The sequence below is a fragment of the Ruminococcus sp. genome (genome assembly GCF_045129435.1).
Classification (GTDB): domain Bacteria; phylum Bacillota; class Clostridia; order Oscillospirales; family Acutalibacteraceae; genus Ruminococcoides.
The window spans coordinates 1-15,113 of record NZ_JBGVJL010000029.1; the positions used below are offsets into that span (position 1 = coordinate 1).

Consider the following 15,113-nt stretch of genomic DNA (forward strand, 5'->3'; position numbering starts at 1 on the left):
AAAAGAAACAGCCCCGGAAACACACATTCCGAAGCTGTTGTCAGATGTTAAAAATAAAAAAAGATAAGAACAAGCGCCTGATTTCGATTGAAATCAGGCGTTAACATGGAGCTGCTAAGCAGATTTGAACTGCTGACCTCATCCTTACCAAGGATGCGCTCTACCTACTGAGCTATAGCAGCATTGGCGACCCAGAACGGGCTCGAACCGTCGACCTCTAGCGTGACAGGCTAGCGTTCTAACCAACTGAACTACCGGGCCATTCATGGTGGGAACTACAGGGCTCGAACCTGTGACCCTCTGCTTGTAAGGCGGATGCTCTCCCAGCTGAGCTATGCTCCCATTTGGTAATTGTTGCCTTTGTTTCGGTCTGTAAAGACTCAAAAATGCTTATTAAGTTGTCAACACCGATTAAGTGTTTACTGGAGCGGATGACGGGGCTCGAACCCGCTACCTCCACCTTGGCAAGGTGGCGCTCTACCAGATGAGCTACATCCGCATTTTTTGGTGCCTCCGGACGGAATCGAACCATCGACACGGGGATTTTCAGTCCCCTGCTCTACCGACTGAGCTACAGAGGCAAAATTTGGCGACCCGGAACGGGTTCGAACCGTCGACCTCTAGCGTGACAGGCTAGCGTTCTAACCAACTGAACTACCGGGCCAAATGGTGGGAACAACAGGGCTCGAACCTGTGACCCTCTGCTTGTAAGGCAGATGCTCTCCCAGCTGAGCTATGCTCCCATTGCCTTTGTCGCTTTGCTCTTGTATCTCAGCGACAGGTAATATAATACACCATATCCGCCCAAATGTCAACACTTTTTTTGAATTTTTTCAAAAAACTTTTCAAAAGCAAAGCAACCATTACTCAGCAACTTATTTTTTTGAGTTATTATTCTCTTTTTTACTGTCCTTTGAGTTTTTCTCCCTGATAATCTTCTCAAGGTCGTCCTTTGTGAAGATGTACTTCTTGTTGCAGAAATGACAGCTTGCCACGGCTCTGCCGTTTTCATCTGCCATTCCACGCACCTCTTCATCGCTCATTGTGCAAAAAAGTCTTTCAAGCTTTTCTCTTGAGCAGGTGCAAACATATTTTACAGGGTACTCGTCAAGAACCTCTACCTCAAAGCCTGCAAGGGCAGTTTTGCAAATATCAAGAATACTCATTCCCTTTGCAAGCATAGTTGTAACTGGCTCAAGGGTTTCAAGGTTTTTCTCAAGCTTTTCAATAGTATCTTCAAATGCACCCGGCAAAAGCTGAATGAGCAATCCGCCGGCAAGCATAACCTCGCCGTCCTCTTTATTAAGAAGAACACCAAGTGCACATACTGTAGGAATCTGCTCACTTGTTGCAAAGTAGTTTGTAATATCCTCGGCAATCTCACCGCTTACAAGCTCAACCTGACCGATATACGGGTCACCCGAGCCGTAATCACGCATAACATTAAGCACACCGTTTTTGCCCACTGCCTTTGAAACATTGATTTTACCGTTATTATAGTACTCTGTAGGGCAATTTGCATTGCCAACATAACCACGCACATTGCCCTGACTGTCTGCAACAGCAATAACAGGACCAAGCTCGCCGTCACCTGCAACTCTTAAATTGATGGAAGCGTCTTTCTGCTTGAGCATTGCACCCATCATTGAGGTTGCACACAAAAGTCTGCCAAGTGCGGCAGTCGCACTTCTTGAAAGTCCGTGAATTTTCTGTGCCTTAAAAACAATATCAGACGCATCAATGGCAGATGCCATTACAGCACCGTCTGAGGTTATACATCTAATAATCTTATCCATATTATTCTCCCATTAACATTCCTTATTGATTGGATTTTTCATTCTTGCCACAAACATAAGCCTTTGCTCGTCCTCTTTCGGCTCGTCAAAGGTCATATCGCCGTATACAGCCTCAAGCTCAAAGCCTGCATTTGTAAGCATTTCGATAATTTTTTCTTTTGAATAGCCACGCTCGGAAAAGCTTTCGCTTGTGCGGTAATAAACACCGTTTTCCTCCTCAAAAAAGTCGAGGTCAATGTCGGTTACACAATTTTCTTGCAGGGTATTCTGCCACACGCAAAAGACCTTATCGGCTTCATACACAAAGGTGTTATTTGCAAGCACTTTTTCGTGCTTATAAACAGTATTTACATCAAACATAAAAATACCGTCTTTATTCATAAAGAAAGCCACACGCTCAAAAGCCTTTTGGACTGCCTTTTCATCTGTAATATGATTTATGCTGTCAAGTGTGCAAATACAGGTATCAATCGTGCCATACAGGTTTAAATTCTGCATTTTCTGTCTTAAATAGAGGATATTAAGCCCTTTTTCGCTCGATTTCTGCATTGCCTCGCTGAGCATTTCCGCACTTGCGTCAATTCCGTAAATATCTACGCCCTTTTGTGCAAGTTCCATTGTAAGGCTGCCTGTACCGCAGGCAAGGTCAAGAGTAATGCCAAAATCGTGGTTATGCCTTTTCATAAGCTCGCAAATGTAATCGCAACGCTGAGCATAGCCGACATTCTGCATCAGCACATCATAGTAGTCAGCAAAAGCATTGTAACTCATTTATTTTCCTCTTTAGCAATTTTGTCAAGCACAAGTGTGTAGCCGTAGGTATCGTTATCAAATAAAGCACGCTTAACTCGGCTGATTGTTGCGGTTGACGCACCGGTTTCCTTTACGATTTCGGAATACACCTTTTTTTCTGTGAGCATTTTTGCAACTACAAGTCTTTGCGACATTGCCTTTAACTCAGGGCTTGTGCATAAATCTTCAAAGAAACGATAGCACTCCTCCTCATTTTCAAGAGAAAGGATTGCCTTAAAAAGAAAATCTGTATCGCTATTTTTTAATTTTGAATTCATAATTTTAGTTCTCCTTTGCAATGCCTTGCAAATATTTTTATACACTAAAATTTTAACATACAAAAGTAAAAAAGTAAACATTAACAGAAAAATTTTTATAAAAACCAAACAAAAAACAAAAAGCTGCCTCAAAAGAGACAGCTTAAAGTTTATACCTGATAAATTATAGGTTAAAATTAGCCTAATTCAGCAAAGTACTTAATTGTTCTTACCATCTGGCTTGTGTATGAGTTCTCGTTATCATACCAAGAAACAACCTGTACCTCATAGAGATCGTCAGCAATCTTTGATACCATTGTCTGTGTAGCATCGAAGAGTGAACCAAATCTCATACCGATTACGTCTGAAGAAACGATTGGATCTTCGTTGTAACCGAATGACTCAGAAGCAGCAGCCTTCATAGCAGCGTTGATGCCTTCAACTGTAACGTCTGTACCCTTAACAACAGCTGTAAGAATTGTTGTTGAACCTGTTGGAACAGGAACACGCTGTGCAGAACCGATAAGCTTACCGTTAAGCTCAGGAATAACAAGACCGATAGCCTTAGCAGCACCTGTTGAGTTAGGAACGATGTTAGCAGCACCAGCTCTTGCTCTTCTGAGGTCACCCTTTCTGTGAGGACCGTCGAGGATCATCTGATCGCCTGTGTAAGCGTGGATTGTTGACATAATACCGCTCTGGATCTCAGCATACTTGTTAAGTGTGTTAGCCATAGGAGCGAGGCAGTTTGTTGTACATGAAGCAGCAGAAATGATTGTATCATCAGCTGTAAGTGTACCCTCGTTTACGCTGTAAACGATTGTCTTAAGATCGTTGCCTGCAGGAGCAGAAATAACAACCTTCTTAGCACCGGCATCAATGTGAGCCTGGCTCTTTGCCTTTGATGTGTAGAAACCTGTGCACTCAAGAACTACATCTACACCGATCTCGCCCCATGGGAGCTCAGCAGCGTTAGCCTTAGCATAGATTGTAAGAGTCTTGCCGTCAACTGTGATTGTGTTGTTCTCGTCATCAGCCTCTACTGTGTGAAGGTTCTCACCGATTTTACCGCAGTAACCGCCCTGTGCTGTATCGTACTTGAGAAGATCTGCGAGCATTGATGGTTTTGTAAGGTCGTTGATAGCAACTACCTCATAGCCCTCTGCACCAAACATCTGTCTGAATGCAAGACGACCGATACGGCCGAAACCGTTAATTGCAACTTTTACTGACATTTTAAATTCCTCCTAATTTATAAGGTAATTTAATTATATTACATTTTTTGCCGTTATTCAAGTGTTTGATAAAATTTTAACAAATTTCTTACGAATTTTACATAAAAGCGAATTTTAGCTAATATTTTACCGCCTTTTATTGCAATTTGACGAAGACTATTGTCAAATTGCCCTGTGAAAGTAGCACTTTTCAATTATTTATTTGCAAAATAGCCATTATTATTCTTGACATTTGCACTATTTTAGGATAAAATAATTATAATATCGCTTAATGCGGTTAAATAGGCATAAAGTATATTTACCTATTTTTTTATTAATCAGACTCGTTATGAGCCGTTATTTATAGATATTTTTTATTAGTTTTTATAACTTGTTAATTGTTATAATATACATTGTTGCACATACAAACAATATATAAAAAATATTAAATTAAATTATTTTTATAAAAATGAAAATTGAATATCTTTACTAACGGCACCGACAAGGCTGTTTGATTGAACTTAAACTTATTAACTAACTTAAAAATCAAACAAGGAGGTGTCAGAATGTCGTTACCTATTGCAATAATATGTATTGTTGTTGCGTTGCTTCTCGGTGCGGGTGCAGGCATATTCGGCGGCATAAGCTACCGTAAGAATGTTGCCGAAAAGGAAATCGGAAGTGCTGAAGAAGAGGCAAGAAAAATCGTTTCTGAAGCTATGAAAACAGCCGAAGCTAAAAAGAAAGAGGCTGTGCTTGAGGGAAAAGACGAGGTTCACCGTTTCAGAACTGAGAGCGAAAAAGAAATTGCCGATCGCCGCAAGGAAGTTCAACGCCAGGAAAGACGCATTCAGCAAAAGGAAGAAACCCTCGACAAAAAGCTTGACAACATTGAGCTTAAGGACGAAAAGCTTTCTCGTAAAATCAAGGACGCTGACGCAAAGCTTGAGGAAATTGAAACTCTCAAGAAAAGTCAGTTTGAAATGCTTGAGAAAATTTCCGGCTACACAGCAGATCAGGCTAAGAGCTACTTGCTTTCACAGCTTGAGGACGAGCTTGCTCACGAAAAATCCGTAAAGATTATGGAATACACCGAGCAGCTTAAAGATGAGGCAGACGAAAAAGCAAGAAACATTATTTCTCTTGCTATTCAGCGACTTGCCGCAGAGCAGGTTGCAGAGGCTACAATCTCAGTAGTTCCTCTTCCAAATGATGAAATGAAGGGCAGAATTATCGGTCGTGAGGGCAGAAACATCAGAGCTATTGAAACACTCACAGGTGTTGACCTTATTATTGATGATACACCTGAGGCAATTACCCTTTCAAGCTTTGAGCCTGTAAGACGAGAAGTTGCAAGAATTGCCCTTGAAAAGCTTATTTCCGACGGCAGAATTCATCCTGCAAGAATTGAGGAAATGGTTGAAAAGGCAAGACGAGATGTTGACGCTGCAATCAAGCGTGACGGCGAAAAAGCTGTGCTTGAGGCAGGTGTACACAACATTCACCCTGAGCTTGTTAAGCTTTTGGGCAGACTTCGTTATCGTACTAGCTACGGTCAAAATGTTCTTAACCACTCACTTGAGGTTTCATACCTTGCAGGTATGATGGCAAGCGAGCTTGGTATGGATCCGACCATTGCAAAGCGTGCAGGTCTTTTACACGATATAGGTAAGTCAATCGACCACGAGGTTGAGGGTACTCATGTACAGATTGGTGTAGATCTTGCAAGAAAATACAAAGAGCACGACGCAGTTATTCATGCTATTCAGGCACACCACGGTGATGTTGAGGCAAAGACAGTTGTAGCTTGTCTTGTACAGGCTGCCGATGCACTTTCAGCCGCAAGACCGGGTGCAAGAAGAGAAAATGTAGAAAACTACATCAAGCGTCTTGAAAAGCTTGAGGAGGTTGCATCTTCATTTGAGGGTGTTGAAAGCTCCTATGCTATTCAGGCAGGCCGTGAGGTTCGTATTATGGTTAAACCTGAGGTTGTTGGTGATGAGCGTATGCTTCCGCTTGCAAGAGAAATCTGCAAGAAGATTGAAGAAGAGCTTGAATATCCGGGACAGATCAAGGTTAATATCATCAGAGAAAGCCGAGCAGTCAATTACGCAAAATAATCAAATTAAGAGATACCTTTTCGGAGGTATCTCTTTTTGTTTGTTGTAAAGGTTCTTTTTCAATAGTTGGGGTAAATTATGGTTTAGTAACGGTCGGGAGTTAAAAGGTTTGAAATTTGCATATGCTTTCTACTTGGACATAAAAATTTGGTCAACCTTTTTCAAAGGTTGTGGGTGTGGGCAAAGCCCACAATACTTTAAACTAACGCAAGGCTCTGATAGCCAAACAGCCTGCTGTTTGGCGGTTTAAACACAACAGCGTGAGCCTTTTACTTGCGATAGCAACAAGAAAAAACATTCATTATATAATGAAAAATTAATTATTTCTTATTAAAAGGCTACCGCCTGTTTTGTCAAACCTTGCTTTAGCACACAAACGGCAAGCCGTTTGTGCCTTATAAAATTAAATAAAAACAACTTTTCTTGGGCTTTGCCCAAACCCACGAGCCTTTAAAAAGGCTCGACCTAAATTTTATTATTGTTAAGCTCACCCTTTAACTAAATTTTACTCAAAGCTGAATTAATCTCCCCTATTTTGGCAATACTTACTGTAAAGAATTTGCTTGGGGGTAATTTTTTGCAGTATGGTAAAGTTGAAATTTGCGGAGTAAACACATCTAAGCTTAAAGTCCTGAGTGAAAAAGAAAAGCGAGCCTTGCTAAACACAATAAAAAACGGCACCGAAGAGGAACGCAAAAAGGCAAGGGACGCAATGATTAACGGCAATCTGCGACTTGTACTGTCGGTAATTCAGCGTTTTACAAATCGTGGCGAAAACCCTGACGACCTATTTCAGGTGGGAGTAATCGGACTTATTAAAGCAATAGATAATTTCGACCCATCTCTTGATGTACGGTTCAGCACATACGGTGTACCAATGATTATCGGCGAAGTGCGAAGATACCTCAGAGATAATAACGCAATACGAGTTTCCCGTTCAATGCGTGACACCGCCTACAAGGCAATGCAAATCAAAGAACAGCTCACCAACAAAGAAAATCGAGAGCCTACAGTTGAAGAAATCGCAAAAATAATGGGTGTACCAAAGCACGATGTTGTGCTTGCACTTGAAGCGATAATTGAGCCGGTTTCGCTTTATGAGCCTGTTTTTTCGGACGGCAGTGACACTATTTATGTTATGGACCAGATCGGTGACAAAAGCGACGATACAACCTGGCTTGAAGAAATTGCGGTAAAAGAAGCAATCGCAAACCTTTCCGACCGTGAAAAAAGAATATTGACAATGCGGTTTTTCCGAGGCAAAACTCAAATGGAGGTTGCAAGCGAAATAGGCATTTCGCAGGCACAAGTCAGCCGAATTGAAAAAGGAGCATTAGACAGAATCAAGAAAAATATTTTTTAAGCCGTTCAACAAAGATACTCCGCCATCGTTGTAAAGTGGCGGAGTATTACTTAATTATTCTCTTTTTAACACGCAAATCACAAAAAAGTGACCTGAATTTTAATTATTCCAAGCTAAACCATAGCGTTTACATTTTCTTTATTACTAACTTTTTTTACAAAGTTAATAAACAAAACACCGAGTAATGTCAATGAAACCGCACTGATAACATAGAACGAATAAGATATAAAATTATACATAAATATATTTTCTGACATCATATTATCAAAAATTTCATAATTCTCCAAAGCAAGGCCTATCATAATAATAGAATACACAAAGAAGATAATATTTGTAATCAGAAATATTACAGCAAAAAATATTGCATTTTTTCTCGCCTTGACATTGGTTTTAATCTCCTTTAATGATATGTTTGCACAATTTTTTAGTATTACCACAAAAATAACAACCGCAAACGATGAATTTATTAAATACGAAAAATCAATGTAGGTTTCACTTAAATTTGTCACTGATGCGTTAATCAAATAATATAAAATATCAAAACCTGTTCTTATGGCAAACAAAATACCGATATTTTTAAACACCTTTTTCGCCATAAATTGTGTATCGGTAACCAATATCACCACATAATTATATGCCAGCAGATACACAAACACAAAAGCCGCATTAAATATTAGCATTGGTATTGCAAATTTGAATCCTCCCATAGCAAGTATTCCTATGCACTTCATCTGCAAAAAGCTATGTTCCTCATTATAAAAAATCAGCGATATTAATTCGAGTGCAACCACAATTATAAAAGGTAAGCATTTTTTCAATTTACTGTTCATATTATTCTCCCTCATTCTTATATTTTATTTTCGTTGTAATTAACCCGAACACAGCGAATTAAGACAATTTTTCTTTGGCAAAATTCGTCATATATTCAGTATTGATTTCACGATTTTCATTAATCTCATCTTCCGTAAAATTGCCATTTGCATATCTTTCTATATACGGCTTTATAAAATCCGAATCGTATTTTTCAAGATAATCACAGCCGTACTCAAAGTAATTCCATTCGCCGTCAGAAATTAAAGTTTCGAGCATTGCTGTAAGCACCTTGTTTTCGCTTTGGCTCTTTATATTCTCGGTCTTAATCGCATATCTTTGGTCACCGTCAAAGAAAAACAAGCCAAAATTTTCGAGCCTTTGCACATTACACTCCAAATAGTCCGTTGACTCCGTATATTCCGTTTCAACGGAAACAAGCTCACAATAATAATTCGAGTCCTCGTCAAACGGCATAAAGTATGTAAATGTCTTTATACGGTCTTTTCCGTTTTTTACAGTAACAGAACCTAAATTCAGCACACGCTTTTCATCGTGTTCATAAGAAGAAAATCTGCTTAACGGAGTTACACACGTATCCGTTCTGAAATCCTTTACCGTTCCGTTTACACTTGCATAGGTTGTATCTGAACTTGAAGTTAATTTGCTCGGAATAATCTCATACAAATCTATCGGATAAGCTATGTATTTTACAACATACAATATTCCCGTTAAAAACAAAACCGCCCATAAACGGGTTATTATTTTAGCAAAACCGACATTGCTTTTACTTTTTATAAGTCCGCATTTTTCAACTGAAAAATAAAAATACAAAAAGCAAATAATATTCAATGCGCAAATAAAAATCAGCCTTGAAACCTCAAGTATAAAGCCGATATTTTCAGTGTATGCAACCCTCACATTTGCAACGACTGTATATTTTTCAACTATATAAGCAAAACCGTTATACTGAAACATACAATATATTGCAAGCAAAGCTACAATCACAAAAGTTGCTATAAAAAACGGTATTGTCCCTTTAATCGGGCAAAATCTAAATTTACCGTCTGAAATAAAGTCCGATATAAGCCACAATGTAAAAAACAGAAAAACTACCTCGATAATGCAAGCCGCAAAAGTAAAAACATAATCATTAAAAAAGTAATAAATAATATAGTTTGCCACATCTGCCATAAGTCTTACACTTGCAAAACTTAATATTAATCCTACGGGACTACGCATAAAAAACGAGCAAAACTTTCCAAAACAGTAATACGAAAACATTGTATATACAGATAAAAAATAAATTGCATAATAAACTAATCTAAAAATTATATCTCCGGCATTTATATGCTCTACAATATATGTTGTACAAATAAATCCCTTATAATACGGAGTCCATAGAAACATCAATATTTCCAATGCAACTAACAGTATACAGCCGCTGATTCTTGAATAGTAATTTTTCATTTTTACCTCCATTTTTACATCATTATATTATAGTACAAATTCTTTTATTTCTTTCTCATATTCTTCGTTTATTTTATATATTCCTCCTAATTTGAGATTTGCTAATATTTCAAAACTCGAAAACTCATATTTTCCAAGCACGACCTTATCTTTACTGTATATAACCGGAGTTTCCATAAAATCTCCATTTGAGTTTATAAATAAATTAGTGGCTGCATCATTTTCCATATGATGTTCATCAACATATATTTTCATATCATAATCGAAGCCTCTATAAGGTTTACCATTTAACTCTGCTAAGTACTGTGCTATTTTTGTTGAAGTAATAGCTTTACCTAACGAATTTAACTGATTGTCAAGTGCACTATAAGGAATACTACCTGCGTATATTTTATAAAAATTCGTTGATTTTGTCGAATATGTTGATATAATTACTCTTTTATATCCATTTTTACTTTTTTGAAAAGAAAATTTTATATCGTAACTATCCACATAATCCGGTAACGAACTAAGTAATCCACAAAGTGCTCCAGGAATACCAAGTTTTAAATTCACTTTACTATTATTAAATAAAGTGTATCCATCATGTATGTTTTCACTTTCACCTGTATCCCCTAGTTCTGCTCCTGATATAAAACCAGAAACATCAAATTTTAAATTATTAATATAATCTTCCTGGACAATTGACCACTCTACATTAGGTGAAGTTATATATGTTGTTAAATGATCTGGAATTACAATATTATAAATATCACCTTTATACTTTATCGCTCCAAATTCACCTTTACTAATTATACCCGAATACTTATACTTTAAATCATTTTCTCCTTTACAATCATTATAGCCATCACCGTCAGTATCTTGAAGAGTAGGATCACTATAATTATTAAAATAAACTGTTGAAGATGAATAACAACCATTACCTATATAATACTTATCATTATTGATAGGCTTAAAAGGAATATTTATTGTGGGAAAGTTTGTAGTTATACATCTTCTCAAAATTCCCATTTCTTCGCCGTCTGTAAGTCCGTCACCGTCCGTATCGGGTTTGTTCGGTTCAGTATAAACTATTTTGCCGTTTGCAAGCCTCATACCGTTCTTTTCAAAAGTATCGGGCAAACCGTCGCCGTCCGTATCGGTAAGGTCAAAATTAAACAGACTTTCGGATGAAATATGAGAAAATGCCGTTAAAAGTTCTTCTGCCGTATAGGCATAATAATACTCTCCGCCGGTTTCATCCGCCATATTTTGGAGTTTATCATTATCCGCCGAAAAAACATTAATCGCAAATATTTTTATATTATTTGCTTTTGCTATATTAACATATGACTGAACAGAATCAACATCGCCGTCACATATCAGCACTATTGCCTTTTGATTGCCGGAGGTTGAAAAATTTAGCTGATTTAGTGCCATATTCAAGCCTTTGCTTACATATGTTCCTCCAGAGGCATTTAAAGAGTTTATAGCTGTATGCAAATATTCTTTTGTTGCTCCTAAATGCGCATTTAAATAAGCATTTGATGCAAAACTTACAAGGCAAGCATTATCACTGTCTGCCAAACAATCCACAAAATTGTTCATAGATTGTTTTGCGTAATTAATGCTTTGTCCGCTCATACTTCCTGAAGTATCAACCACAAAAGCAAAATCATAATATAATTTTGTTGTTGTTCCCTCTCGGTAGTCAATGTTTGTTCTCCAGGTATTATACCATATATTTTTATCAACTACCATATATTTTGAAAAATGTGTGGTCTTATAACTTACTGTTTGCTTTTCTTTATCAAGTACGGTTTCATTGTCAAGAATCTGATATACTCCGTTTTCTTCATCGTACCACATTACAGCAAGATCTTCTTCTTTGGTATCTCCTAACCGTGACTTGTCGTACTTAAAAGTAATTGTCGCATTTTCAAACTCTGATGTTGTGGTAATCTCAACGGGCGCTCCTATTAATCCCACCACTTCACTTGAAAGTATATCTTTGCCGTAAATATTTTCGATAGTTGTAGTGTTACTAATATTTCCTGTTCCCTCAAAACTTACCTGTACTTCCGAAATCTGGGGCGCTTCTTCGTTTTTTATGTCCTGTGTTATTTCCTGCTTGACTTTTTCATCACAATCTAAAATGCCGTTTGAATCAGTATCCTTAAGCAATGGACTGAAACCTAATGCAACATCATCACCGTCAGACAGTGTATCTCCGTCGGTATCGGAATTTAACGGGTCTGTGTGATATGTATAAACTTCTTCATAATCGTTAAGTCCATCGCCGTCAGTATCGGGATTAATCGGAAAAGTTCCAAGCTTGTATTCTTCAAGGTTTGTCAGCTTGTCACCGTCTGCATCCTCATCAGAATCTTTTACACCGTTTCCGTCAGTATCTGCTTTCAATGGGTCAGTACCTAAGGTCAACACCTCATAACCGTCCGGCAATCCATCCGAGTCTGTATCTTTATTATTCAAATTCGTACCAAGTATCAGTTCCATATAGTCGGGAAGTCCGTCATTATCTGCATCGGTTTCAGCATTACTCATAACACCGTCTTTATACCAAACTATGCCTTTTACATCAAAACCTGGCTGATTTTGAGGCGGAATTTGATTTGAACCGCTGTTAAACAATACCTTTGCCGATGAATATTTTGTTATGGTATATGAATACCAATTATCACTCACAAATGACATTGCATTTCCCGGCCAGGCTTTTCCTGTATCATTAATATCTTTGTAATAATAAATATTGGGAACGGACCAATTGTCAGGTTTGTAAAAATAAACTGTTATATCATCAGGGCGTTCGGTAGTCCACTCCCCGTTTCTGTACCACATTTCTCCGCTTACAACAAAACCTTCTTGATTTTGCCCGGGAACCTGAATACCTTTTCCGTTATTAAACAAAACCCTCGCTTCATCAAAGCCATAAATTTTGTATGTGTACCAGCCGTCGCCATCAGGGATCATCGGATTGCCTGTCCAGCTTGTACCTGTTTTATTTCCGTTGTAATAGTAAATATTTACATTATCCCAATCATTATAATTATTGAAATGTACAGTTATTCCGTTCGGCTCACTGTCATACCAATTTCCGTTTAAATACCATTTTTCACCCGAAACAGAGTAGCCCTCTTGATTTTGTGAAGGATTTTGATTTGCACCCTTGTTGCTGAATATTACTTTTAAATTATCAATATCAGTCACACTAAACGAATACCAATTACCACCATCGCTCTTCATTGCAGTACCGGGCCATGTAACCGGCTTTTCATTATCAGAGTAATAATAAATATATGGACTATCCCAGCCATTTTCATTGTAATAATGCACTTTTGTGGTTTGGGGTTCAGGACAAGTTTGATACCAAGTTCCTTTTTTATACCACTGCTCTCCCTCTACTAAATATCCCTCTTGATTTTGTCCGGGATTCTGATTTAAACCATTATCACTAAAAATAACCTTTGCCGTTTTTAAGTTATTTATTGTATAACCATACCAACCATCTCCAAAAGATGTCATTTCCTTGCCCGGCCAAGTATCAGGTGTATAATTATCACAATAATAATAAATATATGGTGATTTCCAATTATTTTCATTGTAATAATACACCATAATTTGATTTTCAATCTTTTCTACCGCACTAACAGGCAATACAAAAATTGAAATAATTGTTGTTAGTACCAAAACTAACGAAATAATTTTTTACTTCTCATTAATACTCTCCTAATCAGTTTTTATTTTTGTGTGCAAACGTGCTAAAACAATTTTGTATCACCTCACTTATATTTATTCAATTAACCGTAAACAAAATTGTTTATTGTTGTCTATTTTTGGTTAATTCTTGCATAATATACTACAAATTGTCACATTTGTAAATATCAATTTTTATATATTTATTTTTTAAAAGCTATGCACATTTTCATCATTATGTGCAACAGGTTATATTTTTAAATAAAGCGAAAATTAAACATTGATTTTACAAATTAACTAAATTCACTTGATTTAGTTATAAAAAAGCTATTTTTATGTAAAATTATGTTCCTTTGAGGAATTTTAAAAGGTTATTTATAAAATTTACACGAAAATATTGTGTAAAAATTTTCAAATTTGCTTGAAAACAACATATTTATTTGGTATTATATATTATAGGAATATAGAAGTAGGTTTATTAGGTATTCTTTTACATTGAAGTTTTTTAATTTAACTGTGAATAACACGGAAATCCGCATTTTTATGCGGTTGCCTGCCGTTTGGGTAATGTGGCAGGCATAATAAGGAGTTGAATATATGAAGTATGTCTTTAATGATGAGCGTTCTCCTCTGCGACTGTTTTCTGACGGTGACGCTGTTCGTGCTTACGACTTTCTCGGTGCTCATTTTATAAATTTGGACGGCAGAAACGGTGTAATTTTCAGAGTTTGGGCACCAAACGCTGTTACTGTTTCTATTGTCGGTGATTTTAACAACTGGAATCAACAAGCTAATTATATGTATAAAATCGGTGGCGGTGTATGGGAACTGTTTATTGACAATCTCAGTGAATTTGCTGTGTACAAGTTCTGCATTGAAACCGTTGACCATACAAAGGTTCTTAAATCAGATCCGTTTGCTTTTCATTGTCAAACCAGACCGGATAATTCATCAATGGTGTTCAATACCAACCAATATGTTTGGCACGACAGCTACTGGATGGAAAACCGTGCAAACACTTCTTCTCAGGATAAGCCGATGAACATTTATGAAATTCACGCAGGCTCATGGAAAAAATATCCTGACGGAAATTACTTTAACTATCAGAAAATGGCAGATGAGCTTATTCCTTATTTAAAGGAAATGAACTACACCCATGTTCAGCTTATGCCGCTTATGGAATATCCGTATGACCCAAGCTGGGGTTATCAAACTACAGGTTACTTTGCCGCAACCTCTCGTTACGGCACACCTTGCGACCTTATGGCTCTTATTGACCGCTGCCATATGGAGGGCATTGGCGTTATAATGGAAATTGTACCGTCAAACTTTCCTAAGGACGATTACGGACTTTACAAATTTGATGGCACCTGCCTTTATGAGGACAACAATCCTAAAAAAGGTCAGCGTGACAGCTGGGGTACTTGCTTGTTTAATTTTCAGCGATATGAGGTAATCAGCTTTTTGATTTCCGCTGTTATGTTCTGGTTTGACAAATATCATGTTGACGGTATGCGAATAGGTGCGGTTTCATCTATGCTTTACCTTGACTACGGCAAAAAAGACGGCGAATGGGTGCCAAACCGCTTTGGTGGTAA

At 37.5% G+C, this 15,113-nt stretch carries 10 protein-coding genes and 7 tRNA genes; 3 read left to right on the forward strand and 14 right to left on the reverse strand.

Annotated elements, in window-relative coordinates; genetic code table 11:
• Window positions 1-106 precede the first annotated feature (106 nt).
• The 11 genes from ACJMMI_RS01290 to gap form a co-directional block, all read right to left on the reverse strand.
• A tRNA-Thr gene (locus ACJMMI_RS01290) sits at window positions 107-182 on the reverse strand.
• Between the two features lie 2 nt (window positions 183-184).
• Window positions 185-261: transfer RNA gene (locus tag ACJMMI_RS01295), tRNA-Asp, on the reverse strand.
• A 5-nt stretch (window positions 262-266) separates the two neighbouring features.
• A tRNA-Val gene (locus ACJMMI_RS01300) sits at window positions 267-342 on the reverse strand.
• Window positions 343-423: 81 nt separating this feature from the next.
• Window positions 424-499: transfer RNA gene (locus tag ACJMMI_RS01305), tRNA-Gly, on the reverse strand.
• Between the two features lie 6 nt (window positions 500-505).
• Window positions 506-581 (reverse strand) — tRNA-Phe (locus ACJMMI_RS01310).
• 6 nt (window positions 582-587) lie between these two features.
• A tRNA-Asp gene (locus tag ACJMMI_RS01315) sits at window positions 588-664 on the reverse strand.
• A 3-nt stretch (window positions 665-667) separates the two neighbouring features.
• Window positions 668-743: transfer RNA gene (locus tag ACJMMI_RS01320), tRNA-Val, on the reverse strand.
• Window positions 744-875: 132 nt separating this feature from the next.
• Entirely contained in the window at window positions 876-1,796 is a 921-nt protein-coding gene (gene hslO, locus ACJMMI_RS01325; RefSeq protein ID WP_405352782.1) for an Hsp33 family molecular chaperone HslO, read from the reverse strand.
• A 12-nt stretch (window positions 1,797-1,808) separates the two neighbouring features.
• On the reverse strand, window positions 1,809-2,567 hold the full coding sequence (locus tag ACJMMI_RS01330; protein WP_405352784.1) for a class I SAM-dependent DNA methyltransferase: 759 nt from the start codon (window positions 2,565-2,567) through the stop codon (window positions 1,809-1,811).
• A complete protein-coding gene (locus tag ACJMMI_RS01335) occupies window positions 2,564-2,866 on the reverse strand; it encodes a YerC/YecD family TrpR-related protein (protein ID WP_022233850.1) in 303 nt (100 codons plus the stop codon). The genes ACJMMI_RS01330 and ACJMMI_RS01335 overlap by 4 nt, the downstream gene beginning before the upstream one ends.
• A gap of 176 nt (window positions 2,867-3,042) precedes the next feature.
• Window positions 3,043-4,080 (reverse strand): type I glyceraldehyde-3-phosphate dehydrogenase, encoded by a 1,038-nt coding sequence (gene gap / locus ACJMMI_RS01340; RefSeq protein ID WP_405352787.1) that lies wholly within the window; start codon window positions 4,078-4,080, stop codon window positions 3,043-3,045.
• Between the two features lie 545 nt (window positions 4,081-4,625).
• On the opposite strand from gap, the gene rny reads away from it, so the two are divergent.
• Window positions 4,626-6,179, forward strand: a complete 1,554-nt coding sequence (rny, locus tag ACJMMI_RS01345; RefSeq protein ID WP_405352789.1) for a ribonuclease Y — start codon at window positions 4,626-4,628, stop codon at window positions 6,177-6,179.
• 577 nt (window positions 6,180-6,756) lie between these two features.
• On the forward strand, window positions 6,757-7,542 hold the full coding sequence (sigG, locus tag ACJMMI_RS01350) for an RNA polymerase sporulation sigma factor SigG (protein WP_405352791.1): 786 nt from the start codon (window positions 6,757-6,759) through the stop codon (window positions 7,540-7,542).
• A 113-nt stretch (window positions 7,543-7,655) separates the two neighbouring features.
• Here sigG and ACJMMI_RS01355 read toward each other — a convergent pair whose 3' ends face one another.
• Genes ACJMMI_RS01355 through ACJMMI_RS01365 form a run of 3 tightly spaced genes read right to left on the reverse strand, consistent with a single transcriptional unit; the run spans window position 7,656 to window position 13,509 of the window.
• The gene (locus ACJMMI_RS01355) at window positions 7,656-8,372 is read right to left on the reverse strand and encodes a hypothetical protein (protein ID WP_405352793.1); all 717 of its coding nucleotides are present in this window, start codon (window positions 8,370-8,372) and stop codon (window positions 7,656-7,658) included.
• A 58-nt stretch (window positions 8,373-8,430) separates the two neighbouring features.
• Window positions 8,431-9,822 (reverse strand): hypothetical protein, encoded by a 1,392-nt coding sequence (locus tag ACJMMI_RS01360; protein ID WP_405352795.1) that lies wholly within the window; start codon window positions 9,820-9,822, stop codon window positions 8,431-8,433.
• Window positions 9,823-9,849: 27 nt separating this feature from the next.
• Window positions 9,850-13,509: a starch-binding protein gene (locus tag ACJMMI_RS01365; protein ID WP_405352797.1), complete on the reverse strand. Its 3,660-nt coding sequence runs from the start codon at window positions 13,507-13,509 to the stop codon at window positions 9,850-9,852.
• A 603-nt stretch (window positions 13,510-14,112) separates the two neighbouring features.
• On the opposite strand from ACJMMI_RS01365, the gene ACJMMI_RS01370 reads away from it, so the two are divergent.
• The coding region (locus tag ACJMMI_RS01370; protein ID WP_405352799.1) for an alpha-amylase family glycosyl hydrolase at window positions 14,113-15,113 on the forward strand (1,001 nt) is incomplete at its 3' end.

Coding starts and splice junctions, on each gene's coding strand:
- ACJMMI_RS01335 (WP_022233850.1), bottom strand. CDS start 2,866: ATGAATTCAAAATTAAAAAATAGCGATACAGATTTTCTTTTTAAGGCA.
- ACJMMI_RS01330 (WP_405352784.1), bottom strand. CDS start 2,567: ATGAGTTACAATGCTTTTGCTGACTACTATGATGTGCTGATGCAGAAT.
- ACJMMI_RS01360 (WP_405352795.1), bottom strand. CDS start 9,822: ATGAAAAATTACTATTCAAGAATCAGCGGCTGTATACTGTTAGTTGCA.
- gap (WP_405352787.1), bottom strand. CDS start 4,080: ATGTCAGTAAAAGTTGCAATTAACGGTTTCGGCCGTATCGGTCGTCTT.
- rny (WP_405352789.1), top strand. CDS start 4,626: ATGTCGTTACCTATTGCAATAATATGTATTGTTGTTGCGTTGCTTCTC.
- ACJMMI_RS01355 (WP_405352793.1), bottom strand. CDS start 8,372: ATGAACAGTAAATTGAAAAAATGCTTACCTTTTATAATTGTGGTTGCA.
- hslO (WP_405352782.1), bottom strand. CDS start 1,796: ATGGATAAGATTATTAGATGTATAACCTCAGACGGTGCTGTAATGGCA.